Origin of the sequence: Alkalihalobacillus deserti (genome assembly GCF_020734105.1) — a bacterium.
GTDB classification, from domain to species: Bacteria; Bacillota; Bacilli; order Bacillales; family Bacillaceae_D; genus Halalkalibacter; species Halalkalibacter deserti.
The window spans coordinates 111,189-125,429 of sequence record NZ_JAJAFR010000005.1 but is presented as its reverse complement, the minus strand read 5'-3'; the positions used below and the strand labels follow the sequence as shown (position 1 = coordinate 125,429).

11 protein-coding genes are annotated in these 14,241 nt (G+C 40.3%); 2 read left to right on the top strand and 9 right to left on the bottom strand.

The genetic code is table 11. The annotated features are described in order from the left end of the window. Positions 1–7 precede the first annotated feature (7 nt). Together LDX58_RS11565 and LDX58_RS11560 are read right to left on the bottom strand one after the other, a co-directional pair. Positions 8–1,186, bottom strand: a complete 1,179-nt coding sequence (locus LDX58_RS11565; protein WP_227936994.1) for an acetyl-CoA C-acetyltransferase — start codon at positions 1,184–1,186, stop codon at positions 8–10. Positions 1,187–1,323: 137 nt separating this feature from the next. Beyond that, on the bottom strand, positions 1,324–3,426 hold the full coding sequence (locus LDX58_RS11560; RefSeq protein WP_227936993.1) for a (Fe-S)-binding protein: 2,103 nt from the start codon (positions 3,424–3,426) through the stop codon (positions 1,324–1,326). Between the two features lie 284 nt (positions 3,427–3,710). On the opposite strand from LDX58_RS11560, the gene cls reads away from it, so the two are divergent. Continuing rightward, the gene (gene cls / locus LDX58_RS11555) at positions 3,711–4,907 is read left to right on the top strand and encodes a cardiolipin synthase (protein WP_227936992.1); all 1,197 of its coding nucleotides are present in this window, start codon (positions 3,711–3,713) and stop codon (positions 4,905–4,907) included. A gap of 893 nt (positions 4,908–5,800) precedes the next feature. Here cls and LDX58_RS11550 read toward each other — a convergent pair. The 6 genes from LDX58_RS11550 to speE form a co-directional block, all read right to left on the bottom strand. After that, positions 5,801–6,574, bottom strand: coding sequence for an alpha/beta fold hydrolase (locus LDX58_RS11550; RefSeq protein WP_227936991.1), 774 nt, complete (start codon positions 6,572–6,574; stop codon positions 5,801–5,803). 17 nt (positions 6,575–6,591) lie between these two features. Next, entirely contained in the window at positions 6,592–6,762 is a 171-nt protein-coding gene (locus LDX58_RS11545; protein WP_227936990.1) for a XapX domain-containing protein, read from the bottom strand. Positions 6,763–6,817: 55 nt separating this feature from the next. After that, the gene (locus tag LDX58_RS11540; protein ID WP_227936989.1) at positions 6,818–7,300 is read right to left on the bottom strand and encodes a DUF456 domain-containing protein; all 483 of its coding nucleotides are present in this window, start codon (positions 7,298–7,300) and stop codon (positions 6,818–6,820) included. Between the two features lie 534 nt (positions 7,301–7,834). Continuing rightward, positions 7,835–9,505, bottom strand: coding sequence for an arginine--tRNA ligase (gene argS / locus LDX58_RS11535; protein WP_227936988.1), 1,671 nt, complete (start codon positions 9,503–9,505; stop codon positions 7,835–7,837). Further along, positions 9,502–9,945 carry a YwiB family protein gene (locus LDX58_RS11530; RefSeq protein ID WP_227936987.1) on the bottom strand — a complete coding sequence of 148 codons (444 nt, stop codon included), beginning with the start codon at positions 9,943–9,945 and terminating at the stop codon, positions 9,502–9,504. The genes argS and LDX58_RS11530 overlap by 4 nt, the downstream gene beginning before the upstream one ends. A gap of 204 nt (positions 9,946–10,149) precedes the next feature. Continuing rightward, complete coding sequence (speE, locus tag LDX58_RS11525; protein WP_227936986.1) at positions 10,150–10,977, bottom strand: polyamine aminopropyltransferase; 828 nt, start codon at positions 10,975–10,977, stop codon at positions 10,150–10,152. Between the two features lie 203 nt (positions 10,978–11,180). On the opposite strand from speE, the gene LDX58_RS11520 reads away from it, so the two are divergent. Then, entirely contained in the window at positions 11,181–13,250 is a 2,070-nt protein-coding gene (locus tag LDX58_RS11520) for a transglycosylase domain-containing protein (protein WP_227936985.1), read from the top strand. Positions 13,251–13,515: 265 nt separating this feature from the next. Here LDX58_RS11520 and LDX58_RS11515 read toward each other — a convergent pair whose 3' ends face one another. Next, the gene (locus LDX58_RS11515) at positions 13,516–14,040 is read right to left on the bottom strand and encodes a YwhD family protein (RefSeq protein ID WP_227936984.1); all 525 of its coding nucleotides are present in this window, start codon (positions 14,038–14,040) and stop codon (positions 13,516–13,518) included. Positions 14,041–14,241 lie beyond the last annotated feature (201 nt).

The following is a 14,241-nucleotide window of genomic DNA, read 5'->3' as shown; positions in this document are numbered from 1 at the left end:
TCTCCCCCTAAACTTCTATTAAAACAGCGTCTCCTTGCCCACCACCACTACAAATCGCCGCAATGCCAAGTCCACCACCTCTTCTTTGCAATTCATAAGCAAGCGTTAATATAATTCGTGCTCCACTTGCACCAATCGGATGACCAAGGGCAACGGCTCCTCCATTTACATTAATTTTCTCTGCGTCAAGCCCTGCAATTTGCTGACTCGCTAATGCAACTGCCGCAAAGGCTTCGTTTATTTCAAAAAGAGAGATTTCCTCTGCAGTTAAACCCGTTTTCTCCAGCAATTGATTGATAACAAGTCCTGGTGTTTTCGGGAAATCCTCAGGCTTTGTTGCGAGTGCAGTATGAGCGACAATCGTCGCGAGTGGTGTAAGTCCTGCTTCTTTAGCCTTGTTCTCTGACATTAGCAAGAGAGCAGCAGCCCCATCATTAATCCCTGGTGCATTTCCTGCTGTAATCGTTCCATCTTTTGAAAAGACGGGTTTAAGCTTCGTCAACGACTCAACCGACGTATCTTTACGCGGCGCTTCATCTCGGTCGACTAAGATTGGTTCTCCTTTACGCTGTGGAACTGGAACGATGGCTATTTCATCTGCTAGTTTGCCAGATTCAATCGCGGTAATCGCTTTTTGATGACTTCTATAGGCCCACTCATCTTGTTGTTCTCTCGTAATACCTAGCTCACGCGCAACATCACTTCCGTACGTGCCCATATGAACATCCCGGAATGAGCAGGTTAACCCGTCATGAACGAGTCCATCAATCATCTGACTATTCCCCATCCGCGTGCCCCACCTTGCATTCGGGAGATAGTACGGCGCGTTACTCATTGACTCCATCCCACCTGCAACGACGACCTCAGCTTCTCCTAAACGAATCGCTTGATCGCCAAGCGTGACGCTTCTCATACCAGAAGCACACACTTTATTAATTGTTTCTGTTTTAACGGGCCAAGGCAGTCCTGCTGAGTGAGCAGCTTGCCGTGATGGAAGTTGCCCTTGCCCAGCTTGCAGCACATTTCCAAGAATTAATTCATCTACTTGATCACCAGACCAACTAGCTCGCTTCAATGTTTCCTTAATCGCTAACCCTCCAAGCTCTGAAGCGCTCAAGCTACTTAATGCGCCACCAAATTTTGCAAAGGGTGTTCTCGCCCCACTAACAATCACTGTTCTCACCATCTGCTCACTGCCTCTCTATATTTAGATCGTACGCCCTCTGACTGAACGCTCGTTCGGAATTGTGATGAACATCAAGCCCTGCTTCTTCGATAGAAGTGGGCTTGATATCATCCTATGAAAGCCTTTTCTATTTTATTCTAGTGAACTAGTTCATTTTCCTGCTTTATTAAAGATTTTTCTAAGATTTCAACTAAATCAAGCGTTTGTACAGCTTCTTCTACTTCTTTTGCCTTCGTCCCATCACTTAGCATCGTTAAACAATACGGACAACCACTGCCGATGACAGTTGGTTTCACCTCAAGTGCCTGTTCGGTACGAGCAACATTGACTCGCTGTCCTTTATCTTCTTCCATCCACATCATCCCGCCACCGGCACCACAGCACATTCCTTTTTCTTTGTTGCGCTCCATCTCGACAATTTCCACACCTGGAATTGCTTTTAAAATGTCACGTGGTGGTTCGTATACTTCATTGTAGCGGCCAAGGTAACAAGAATCATGATAGACAATGGTTTCATTTACCTCATACTTTGGTTTAATTCTTCCTTCCTCAAGGAGCTTAGCAAGTAGTTCTGTATGGTGATATACCTCGACTCCTTCAAGGCCAAACTCAGGATACTCATTTTTAAACGTATTGTAAGCATGTGGGTCGATCGTGACGATCTTTTTGACATTATGTTTTTGGAATAATTCAATATTCGCCGTTGCAAGCTCTTGGAATAAAAATTCATTCCCAAGACGTCTTGGCGTGTCCCCCGAGTTCTTTTCTTTATTTCCGATGATCGCGAAAGTCACGCCTGCTTCGTTCATTACTTTCGCAAATGATTGTGCAATTTTCTGACTTCTCTTATCATAGGAGCCCATTGATCCGGCGAAGAAAAGGTATTCAAATTCTTCTCCAGCTTTCTCTACTTCCTTTACAGTTGGAACGTGAATATCATCACGACCCTCGCGCCAGTTCTCACGCTCTTTACGGTTGATCCCCCAAGGGTTACCTTGACGCTCAATATTGGTCATGGCACGCTTGGCATCCGCATCCATTTTCCCTTCTGTTAAAACAAGGTACCGACGCATATCAATAATTTTATCAACATGTTCGTTCATAACTGGACATTGGTCCTCACAATTCCGACACGTTGTACAAGCCCAAATTTCTTCTTCGGTAATGACGTCGCCAATTAAGCTCACGTCATAACCAGCTGCCGCTTCCTGGCCACCAACTCCTTGCATAGCCAGTTGATTTGCTTTTGTATTTGAAAAAGCAAACGCTGGTAACCATGGTGATTTTGACGTAACTGCAGCTCCTTTTTCCGTTAAGTGATCTCGCATCTTTACAATTAAATCCATTGGTGACAACATTTTTCCCGTTCCCGTTGCTGGACACATATTCGTGCAGCGTCCGCATTCAACACAGGCATATAAGTCGATTAATTGCTTTTGGTTAAAGTCTTCAATTTTATTAACACCAAATACCTCTTGGCTTTCATCTTCAAAATTAATAGAAGATAATTGGCCTACCTTATGTGTTCGACCAAGGAATACGTTCACTGGACCAACAATTAAGTGGGCATGCTTCGACTGTGGAACATAGACAAGGAATGTAAGTAGGAACAATAAATGCATCCACCAAAAAACAAAGAACAATCCTCCTGCAATAGCTGGTGAGACAAAGCTAAACACAGCGGCAATACCCGAGGCAACCGGTTCAAACCCACTAAGTGATTTATCTAACCAGATGATCTCCATTCCTTTTGCCAACAGTTTTGACGTCATAAGTCCACCAATAAAAACAAGGACAAGACCCGACTTCCAACCGCGTTTAAGACGAACTAATTTTTCGATATACCGACGATGAAAAGCCCAAACAACGGCAATCAAAATCATAATGACGACAAACTCTTGGAATAGCGTAAAGATTGGATAAACAGGTCCAAATGGTAAATGTGACCCAATTGCTAACCCTTTCCAAATTAAGTCAATCGCTCCTAGTTGAACCATTAAAAATCCGTAGAAAAACATCATATGGATGATGCCGCTTTTTTTATCTTTCATTAATTTCTTTTGAGCAAAGACGTTCACCCAAATTGCGTTAAGGCGCTCTTTCATTGTCTGATCAAATTCTGCTTTTTTCCCAAGCTTAATGTACTCATATCTCGTTTTCAGTAAAGTAATAAATAAATACACTGCATAACCTGTGACTAATAAGAACATTAGCCAGTTTATCCATGTTAACGCTTCCATAATTACGACCCCTTTCTTATTCACAAGTTTCTAGCTTGCTTTGGGTTGACATTTTTCAAATTATAATCATTATAGCATACCTTAGAATGAATGGTCATTCACATATTTGAAAATATTTTTTTCATGTTCTCTTCTTTGTTGGTACATGCTATAAAAAATAGGTTTTCTGCAACTTATTTCGACTCGAATCCTAAGTCACAGCGACTCCGCTCATTGTAGCTTAATTTACATCTGACTTGTCCAAAAACAAACTAACCAATAGCTTATAGAAAGAAGGTTATGCTATGAATGGATGGATTATTACTCTCTTAATTGTTATCGCTATTCTTATATGGCTTCGGATCGATTTTAAATTAGGACTACGACAACAGAGAAAAGAAGCAACAAGACATATTCAAGAAACTCGGTATAGTGAAGTAGACTTTCTTCCTACTGGTGATGATTTTTATAAGCGTTTATTTGCAGATATCCAACAAGCAACGGGTCATATTCACCTGCTTTTTTATATAATTAAAAATGATCACATTAGTAAAAAATTGTTGAAGATACTTGAAGATAAAGCAAAGGAAGGTGTAGCTGTTCGATTACTTGTAGATAAATTCGGTTGTAAAATTTCTAGAAAAAACCGAAAAAAATTAAAACAAGCTGGCATTAAGTTTGCTTATTCACATCCCCCTTCTTTTCCCTATATCTTTTTTACGTTTAATCGAAGAAACCACCGTAAAATTGTAATCGTTGACGGGCGAGTCGGTTACATCGGTGGGTTTAATATCGGCGATGAATATCTAGGGCGTGATCCTAATTTTGGGGCTTGGAGAGATTTTCATCTACGTTTAGATGGCGATGGGGTTCAAGATTTACAAGAACAATTCCTCCAGGACTGGCAAACCGCTAGACAAAAACACATGGTGAAAGAGTCGCATTATCCTTCATTAAAGCAAGGCCAGGTACCACTGCGTATTTTGCCAACTGATGGAACGTACTTGGAAGAAACGTTTATCAGCCTTGTTAAACAAGCAAAAGAGAAATTAATTATCGGAACTCCTTATTACATTCCAGGTAAAGAGTTTCAAAATGAGTTGATCGCTGCTGCCAAAAGAGGGGTTGACGTTACACTCATCATCCCTAAAAAAGCAGATCATTCCATTGTAAAGGAAGCTGCTTTCCCCTATTTTGAACCGTTATTACTTGCTGGTATAAATGTCTACCAATACTACCGCGGCTTTTTCCATGCAAAGGTCGTCACCGTTGACCTTCAAGTTTGTGACATCGGAACAGCAAACATTGATCAAAGAAGCTTTCACATTAATCACGAAATCAATTGTCTTATTTATGATGAAACGTTTATTCGCGGGGTTCTCACTGAATTAGAATATGATATCTCAAGATCTGAACGTCTGACCATTGAAGCCTTTCGCAGCAGATCTCTTTTTCAAAAAGGAAAAGAAAAAGTCGCAAAGTTAGTATCTGGATTGTTATAGAGCTTGTTCAAAAAGGGCGGTTTTCCCTTTTTGAACAAGCTCGAAGCAATGAGCGAAGCCACTGCCATGTTTTAAGTCGATCCGAGTGGTTTTCTCAGATAGACGCGCAGTGAGTGAAGCCATTGCAACGCCGCATTAGAAGAGAGGATATTAAAGGTTCAAAAAGGGCGGTTTTCCCTTTTTGAATAAGCTCGAAGCAATGAGCGAAGCCACTGCCATGTTTTAAGTCGATCCGAGTGGTTTTCTCGGATAGACGCGCAGTGAGTGAAGCCATTGCAACGCCGCATTAGAAAGAGAGGATATTAAAGGTTCAAAAGGAGCGGTTTTCCCTTTTTGAACAAGCTCTTATAGAAGAAGACCTAGATTTTATTGCAAAAGAAAATCAAAGCAACTTAGGAAATCAGGTGTAAAATCACAGGTTTTTATACTTGCGTTTATTACACTTTAGACCATGAAATTATATGCTCATCTGAATTTTAGCTCGTATAGTGACAAAGGTTAATATGTTAATCGAGGTAGAATAGATCGTTGTATATTTAATAAAAACCAGGGAGGGCCTAAATACGTGGCTATGAAGGCCCTAAGGTTTGTATTTATGCGAATTTGGGCTTTATTCCGACTTTTTAACTACCAAATATTCAAATCTACACGAATTTGGGCTTCATTCCGACTCTCTAACTACCAAATATTCGAATCTGCGCGAATTTGGGCTTTATTCCTTCTCTTAACTACCGGAAATTCGAATCTACACGAATCTGCGCCTCAACACTTCCTTGATAGTGAAAAAGCCCTTCTAGATCCCTTCATGATAATCAGGTTCCTATTAATTAGTGATGGTAAATTATTTCCCCAACCTAAAAAAAGCCTTGTATTCCATCACAAGGCTTTTCCATTCATCCTAACTTCTTACGCTTGATCCAACTATCAATAATAGCATTACATTGTTCCGGTCTTCTTGTTGGTACTTGATGAGCAACTCCACTTACTAAAGCGACATCTAGATCTTTTAGTTTTTTGTAAAACTTCTTGATATACGGACGACCCACTAAATCTTGCTTCCCATAAATTAACAGAACAGGAGCCGTTATTTGATTGAGTCGATCGGTTGAGACATATCGCTTACCCTCTTCATAAATCTTTTGAAGAGTCGGTCCATCTGATTGCTTAATAAAATGAGCCATTTCTCTTTGGTGATGTTTTGACCTGAAATGTGCTGCTGATAACCCAAAGGATAAAAGATTAAGCAACTTATTTTTTGCAGCCCAAATCCCAAGCTCAAACTCTGCACCAAGTAAAGTCGTCGAGACTTCTGGAAACCCACCAATTAGTATGATTCCCTTTACTTGCTCAGGATAGAGCAGTGCGAATTCTTGCGCAATTGAACCTCCATTGGAATACCCGCAAACAATAACAGGAGGTAAGTTCAATTTACTTATGAGCGCATGAATCATCTTTGCTTGATCTGTAACAGTCGTTTCTTGCGTTTTCTTTGAACTTCTTCCACTATCGATTAAATCGATGTAAATCAACTGATACTGTTCTGCTAACTTTTTTTGATAGCGATACGTCTCAGAGCCCATAACAGGTGGATGGATAAAAACAATCGGTGTTCCTTCGCCATGCACTTCGTAATACAAGTGAAGGTTTGGTTTTTTTAAGTAAGGCAACCTCAACGTCCCTCCTCTTACGATTGAATAAATGGCAATAACCAATGAAACAATTTATAGCCTAAATAAACACCTACAATCCCCATAACTCCTGCTAATGCGGGTGGTGCTGGAATTGGCAGTTTAATTAGCGCAAAGAAAAAACCAACGACAAGGCCTGCAATCAGCGCGAGAAAAACCTCTTGCATCATTATCCCTTCTTTCATTTCTTACTATGTGTGAAAAATCATTTTTTATCCGAACTTACCAGATAACTTCGATGAAAAACCAACTAATCATTACAAGCTGAATAATAAATTTTGCAAACGTACTGCTCAAAAAGGCAAAAAGTGAAGCAATTGCTACTTTCACGGCATGATTCGCATTCTTGCTTGCAATCATCTCCGCCACGAACACTAAAATGAATGGCACGACAATTAACCCAATGGGAGGATAAATGAAAGAACCTAGGATAACACCAATTGCTGCCATTCTCTCGCCCCACTTAGACCCTTTGTACTTTTTAACGAAAAATTGACTCGCAATGAGATCTGAGCCAAGAATTAAAAGCGTTAATAACCCCGTTCCAATCCAAAACCAAACCGAAAGCTCCCCTGCATCAATCAAGAAAACATATAGTAGAAAGCCGCCCCATAGCGCAGCAACAGAAGGAATAATTGGAAAAATTAAGCCAACAAAGCTCAATATAAAAAAAGCAATAATCAAAATCCATAGCACAATCGTCATGTTTTTCCCCCTCATGTAAAAAAGGTAACCCAAAGAGAATCAGTCTTAGGATACGTCAAAAGACGAATTTTAAGACCAACTTCAAGGATTACCTTCTATTCTTCTGTGTTACTCACAATGTGATTAGTTATTTTATTCATATCAGCAAGCCTATTTGCTACTGATACGCATTAAACGAATTCTCTACTTCATATAATTGTTATTCAAAAAAGGCTGCAAACTGCCGCCTTGTTGTTGTAAATTCTTAAAACATCTGCGAAAATGCTATTTTATCAGCGAAATCCCAAATATATCAGCCCACTTTTAAATATAACAGCGAAATCCTAATTTTAACCACGAAAAAAGTTTAATGGCAAAATTCAGCTGTATCACAGAAAAAAAACATGATCAGATTAAGCTTGTTGCAAACGCTCGTTCAATGTGCGCTTCGCTAAAATGCCTGCTCAGAAAAGGCTTAAGAGCTAGCAACGATTTCGCTCATTACTTTGAGTTAGAGGAAAAAAGGTAAAGTACAGCCTTTTTCCTCTAACTGTTCTACATTTTCTCTGGTGCTTCGACGCCGACTAAAGCGAGAGCGTTCTTGATCGTTAGTTGAGTCGCTTTCATTAATGCTAGGCGGGCATTTGATGCTTCTTTTTGTTCTGGATCAATGACACGTTCTGCATTGTAGAAGCTGTGCAAAGTCGATGCTAAGTCATGAACATAGTTTGTAATCCGGTGTGGCATTTGTTTTTCTGCTGCTTCGGCTACGACTTCTGGGAAGTCTCCGATTGCTTTTAACAAATCATAAGCTTTTTCAGAAGAAAGAGCAGATAAGTCCGTTGACTGATCAAAAGTCATGCCTTGTTCTTCTCCTTGGCGAAGCATGCTACACACACGGGCATGCGCATACTGTACATAGTAAACTGGGTTTTCGTTTGATTTAGAAACAGCCAAGTCCATATCAAAATCAAGTTGAGAGTCTGTGCTGCGCATCGCAAAGAAATAACGCGTTGCATCGATTCCGACTTCCTCCATTAAGTCACGAAGCGTCACAGCTTTCCCGGTACGCTTACTCATTTTCACTTTTTCGCCGCCTTGGAACAGGCTAACCATTTGAATGATTTGCACGTCAAGTTGTTCAGGAGCATAACCAAGTGCCTGAATCGCTGCTCTCATCCGCGCGATGTAACCATGGTGGTCGGCACCCCAAATGTTAATTAACTTGTCAAACCCACGGTTCATCTTATCTTGGTGGTAGGCAATATCTGGAGTTAAATACGTAAAGCTTCCGTCATTCTTAATAAGAACACGATCTTTATCATCTCCATACGTCGTCGATCGGAACCAAGTTGCTCCCTCCTCTTCATAGGTTTCACCTTTTTCATTTAAAACCTTCAGCGTTTCTGTTACTTTATTAGACTCATACAAAGAGGTCTCAGAAAACCAGTTGTCAAAATCAACACGATATTCTTTTAAATCAACTTTGATTTTTTCAAGCTCTTTATCTAGTCCATATTGACGTAAAAACGCATGACGCTCTTCTTCTGGTAGATGAACATATTTGTCGCCGTATTCTTCTGCTAATGCTTGTCCAAACCCGATAATATCTTGACCGTGATAGCCATCTTCAGGCATTGATTTATCTAGTCCAAGCGCTTGAAAATAACGTGCTTCTAATGAGAAGATAAGATTGTTAATCTGATTACCAGCGTCATTAATGTAATATTCGCGTTCAACATTATAACCCGCTTTAGCCAGAATGTTACACAACGCGTCACCAACAGCTGCCCCACGTGCATGGCCTAAATGAAGCGTTCCAGTTGGGTTCGCTGAGACAAACTCGACTTGAATTCGTTTGCCCCCTCCAACGTTTGTTTGACCGTATGTATCCCCTGCTTGTAAGACTGCTGGAATCACTTCTCGTAAATAACTGTTGTCCATGAAAAAGTTAATAAAACCAGGGCCAGCAATTTCCACTTTTTCAACCGATGCACGCTCGTTATTTAAGTTTGCCACCAGTTCCTCTGCAATCATTCTCGGGGCTTTTTTAGCGATACGCGCTAGTTGCATGGCCATATTCGTCGCATAATCACCATGCGCTTTATCTTTCGGCGTTTCTAGAATCACTTCTGGAATATCTGCTTCAGTAGCTAGACCGGCTTGCTTGATAGCCGCAATGATTTCGTCTTTCAATTGCTGCTTTATTTGTTCTACACTGTTCATTTTGTTGTATCCTCCTCTAAGGTCAAGCGGACTTCGTGCGTCCCCGTTTCCTGTCCCTGTAACATGAATTTATAGATTAGTTTGATTCGTCCACGATTTTTCCCAGACGGCCATTGCACCAATAATTTATCTGTTAAGGCTTTTGTTTCCCATGATGCATCTGATGTTACATAACGGCCGAGCGTTTCCTCGCCAACAATAAACCCTTGTCGCATGAGGATCGATCCTTGCCGAATAAGCATCAACTCTCGACCATCCCATTTCATTGTTGTATGTACCGGGTTTTCATCAGATAAATTCTCTTCAAACCGTAAATAATCTTGATTCCCTTTATGAAACAATTCACCACGTGTTGTAAACTCATAGGAATCTGTATGATCATCATGGTTGATTTTGGTTTGAAATCGCAGCTTTACAGATCGTTTTATCGTATTTTTCATGCGGCTCGCACACCTCTCTATTCAACAAGTTTAGCGAGTTTGATGGTGAGTTGCAAGATGACTACATCGCATTTCTTGTTCGTGCTGTATTTATCTTGAAAAATAGGGTATTTCCTTTACCTAAAATGACGTTATACCTCTTTATCTTAGAGTTAGCGAAAAAAAGACGAGCAACCTATTGCGGTGCTCATCTTCATGCTGTCATTATTTCAATAGATCTGCAACAAATTTCGGCAAGGCGAAGCATGCTTTATGAAGTTCTTTTGTATAGTATTTCGTTTCGATTTCATGGAAACGACTTTCTTCCACTTCTAATGGGTCATGCTTTTTTGAGCCTATTGTGAATGTCCAAAGGCCACTTGGATACGTGGGAATATTAGCTGTGTACAATCTTGTTAGCGGGAAAATTTCTTTTACATCGCTGTATACTTTGCTAATCAATTTTTTTTGAAACCAAGGATTGTCCGTTTGGGCAACAAATATACCATCTTCTTTTAGAGCTCTTGAAATCCCTTCATAAAAGCCTTTTTCAAATAACTTAACAGCGGGTCCGACTGGTTCTGTAGAGTCAACCATGATCACGTCATACTCATTTTCTGATTTGGCAATGTGCATAAAGCCATCATCGACTTGAACATCGACTCTTGCATCATCTAGCGCACCTGCAATCGTAGGTAAATATTTTTTCGAATACTCGATCACTTTTCCATCGATTTCGACTAATGTTGCTTTTTCAACCGATGGGTGCTTAAGCACTTCACGGATGACTCCTCCGTCTCCGCCACCAACGACTAATACGTTTTTCGGATTAGGGTGAGTAAAAAGTGGGACATGTGCCACCATTTCATGATAAACAAATTCATCTATTTCTGTTGTCATTACCATTCCATCTAGGACAAGCATTTTTCCGAATTCTTCTGTTTCAATCATATCTAGCTTTTGAAAATCGGTTTGTTCTGTGTGAAGCGTTTGTTTGATTTTAGCTGTAATTCCAAAACGTTCTGTTTGCTTTTCTGTATACCATAATTCCATATTCGCCACCTCACAATTTCTAGACTCATTTATCTATAGGTTCTTCTAATTTTTTTGTTCTAATCTTAACAAATGAAAGTATAAAGCAACGGCAAAAAAAAGCAAGTTAAATTTATCCAACTATTCGTTCCTCATGTTTAAAAAATGCATTTCTTACCAACAATGAAAAGATAAGAATGCAATCTAGGAACGGGGTGACGTTTATGGAAGTCGTCGTTAACCGACGAATTCGCCGGAAAAGGCGCTTAGTTCGTTTATTTTTTCGATTATTATTAATTTTTCTGGTGTTAGCGACAGGAGCTGCTGTAGCGCTTCTCTCTTATACGAAAATGCAAGGTCCTCCACCTCTTAACGTACCGCAAACAACCGTTTATTATGGTGCAGATCATACTCCTATCGGTGAACATCACAAAGGAGAAAACCGCCATTGGGTTGCTTTATCGACAATTAACCAAAATATCATTGATGCAACGATTGCGATTGAGGACAGACGTTTCTATCGTCATTGGGGCTTTGACATCAACCGAATAGGTGGCGCGGTTATTGCTAATTTGCGCGCTCGATCGGCAGCCCAAGGGGCGAGTACGCTTACTCAGCAATACGCTCGCAATCTCTATTTAAGTCATGATAAAACGTGGAAGCGAAAGTGGAATGAGTTGCTTTATTCACTTAGACTTGAAATGAATTATGATAAGGACCAAATTTTAGAAGGATATTTAAATACCGTTTATTATGGACATGGCGCTTACGGGATTGAAGCAGCAGCGCAACACTATTTTGGTAAATCAGCAAAGAATCTCTCATTAGCTGAAGCAAGCATGCTTTCAGGAATTCCTAAAGGCCCAAGCTATTATTCTCCTTTATTTGATTTTGAACGAGCAAAGAAGCGTCAAGCCATCGTCTTACAATCCATGGTTGCTTATGGAGTCCTGAACCAAGTAGAAGCGGATGAGGCCCATCTTGAGCCATTAAATTTTGTTCAGAATGATTTAGATCACCCTTCAACAATTGGCCCTTATTTCCAAGATGTCGTTGAACGACAACTGATTGAGGAAATTGGAATTGATTCTGCTTTAATTGATGCAGGGGGATTAAAAGTTTATACGACGCTCGATCCCAAAATGCAAAAAGAAGCAGAGTATTGGGTTCAAAAAGAAATGCCTGATTCTGAATTGGAAACAGCACTGGTCGCTATGGACCCTAGAACAGGTGATGTGAAAGCACTGGTTGGTGGGAAAAATTATGTAGAGAGTCCATTAAATCGAGCTGTTCAAACGAGAAGAAGTCCAGGTTCATCCTTTAAACCTTATTTGTATTATGCAGCACTAGAAAATGGCTATACGCCTGCATCAACATTGCTTAGTGAACCGACCACGTTTAACATTGATGACGGTCGCGACACGTGGTCCCCGAGCAATTTCAATGGTAATTATGCAGAAGATTTCATTACGCTTCTACAGGCAATCGCATTTTCTGATAATATTTACGCTGTGAAAACACATCTTTTATTGGGAACAGATCGGGCGGTTGAATTGGCAAAGCGTGTAGGGGTCGAAAGTCCTTTACACAATCATGCCTCCTTAGCTTTGGGAACTGACATTGTGACTGTACTTGAGATGGCAAGGGGGTATAGTGCCTTTGCAAATGGTGGTATGCGTGTCGATCCCCGCTTCATCGAGAAAGTTGTCGATGCAGAGGGTGAGGTTGTTTATGAATCTAAACCAACGTTAACCCAAGTCCTAGATCCTAAGCTAGCATTCATCCTAACTGATTTGATGACTGGGATGTTTGATCCTTATTTAAATGCTCATACTTCCGTAACAGGTCGTTCCATTGCTCATCTAATCAATCGCCCGGTAGCGGGTAAATCCGGGTCAACTAGTACGGACAGCTGGATGGTCGGTTATACCCCACAACTTGTAACGAGTGTATGGGTTGGTTTTAATGAAGGGATCACACTTACCCATTCAACGGACGGTCAAAGAGCTAAAAAAATCTGGGCCAATTTCACTGAGAACGCTCTAAAAGGGCAACCAATCTTGCCATTTGAAAAGCCAGACGGAGTCGTTGCCGTGAAAATGAACCCACATAATGGGTTACTCGCAACAGAAAATTGCCCGACTCACCGAGTTACTTACTTCGTTGAGGGAACGGAGCCTACAAAGGAATGTCCAAAACCAGCTCCAAACGGCGAAGAAGTGGAAGCCATTGATGAAGAGGCTCATGAAAAAGAAAAATTCCTTGATCGCTTTTTCAAGTGGTTTGGCCATTAAAAGAAAGTGACTGGATGTGAGACTATAGAAAAAGGTCGATTTTCTCAGCAGTCAGAATAATGATGCTAGAATCATTTATAAAGTTGAAAAAGCACGAGGGGGAATTCCCTCGCGCTTTTTCGTGTCCTAGCATAAATTGTGCATTTATACTTCTTTCAGTTTACTCGCTCTTTAGCAAAACCTCAATAGTCGCATTCAGTTTTCAAAAACTGTTCAAAGTTAATTGAAATTAGGTATTTACATTTTCAATAACTGCTTATTTAATTTATACAGCTAAGGCCTCATGCAATGTTTTATCTGAATTCTCCCACATTTGTTCATTATGTTCCTTTAAGAATTTAGCTAAAAGCGCCTTGGACGTATCATCCATTTCATCAACGAGGATATGGCCCTTTAACGATTTATCCATTTTGTTTACGTGTTCAGGCAAACTTTTATAGCCGCGGCGAATCTCAATGTCTACTGTCATTTCACAACCAGCTACCCCTGCATAAAAGGGTTTGCCATCCTTGATTTTAATCGTGACCCATACAAGCCAATACAGCTTTCCATTAGGGACTTTTTCTTTATCAGGTAAAAACTTGATTCTCTTTTCAACAATAGAACGAGCATGCAGCGCACCCATATCAACAAATGCTTCACCTTCCGTCGGGTCAATGAATACAGGTGAGACATTGTCTAAATTCATGACGCCAGCTCCGTAACCGCCATGTCCATCCGTTGAGTCATTGCTAAGAATGTTAAAGCCCGTCTTTTTCTTTTTTAAATTATCGTTATTTAACAAGTCCATTCCAAACACCCTTCCTAAACTCTCTTTGATTAAGATTCTACACAAAAAGCCCTACTTTATGCTAGTTTAAAATGACTTAACCTAAAAATTCTTAGGAATCTAATCGGACCATTACCTTCACAACTTTTACTACCAATTTTTAATCACACTACCTACGTTACCTATTCTAACAAAAAAAGCTCCTCTTTCGCATTTAGAAAA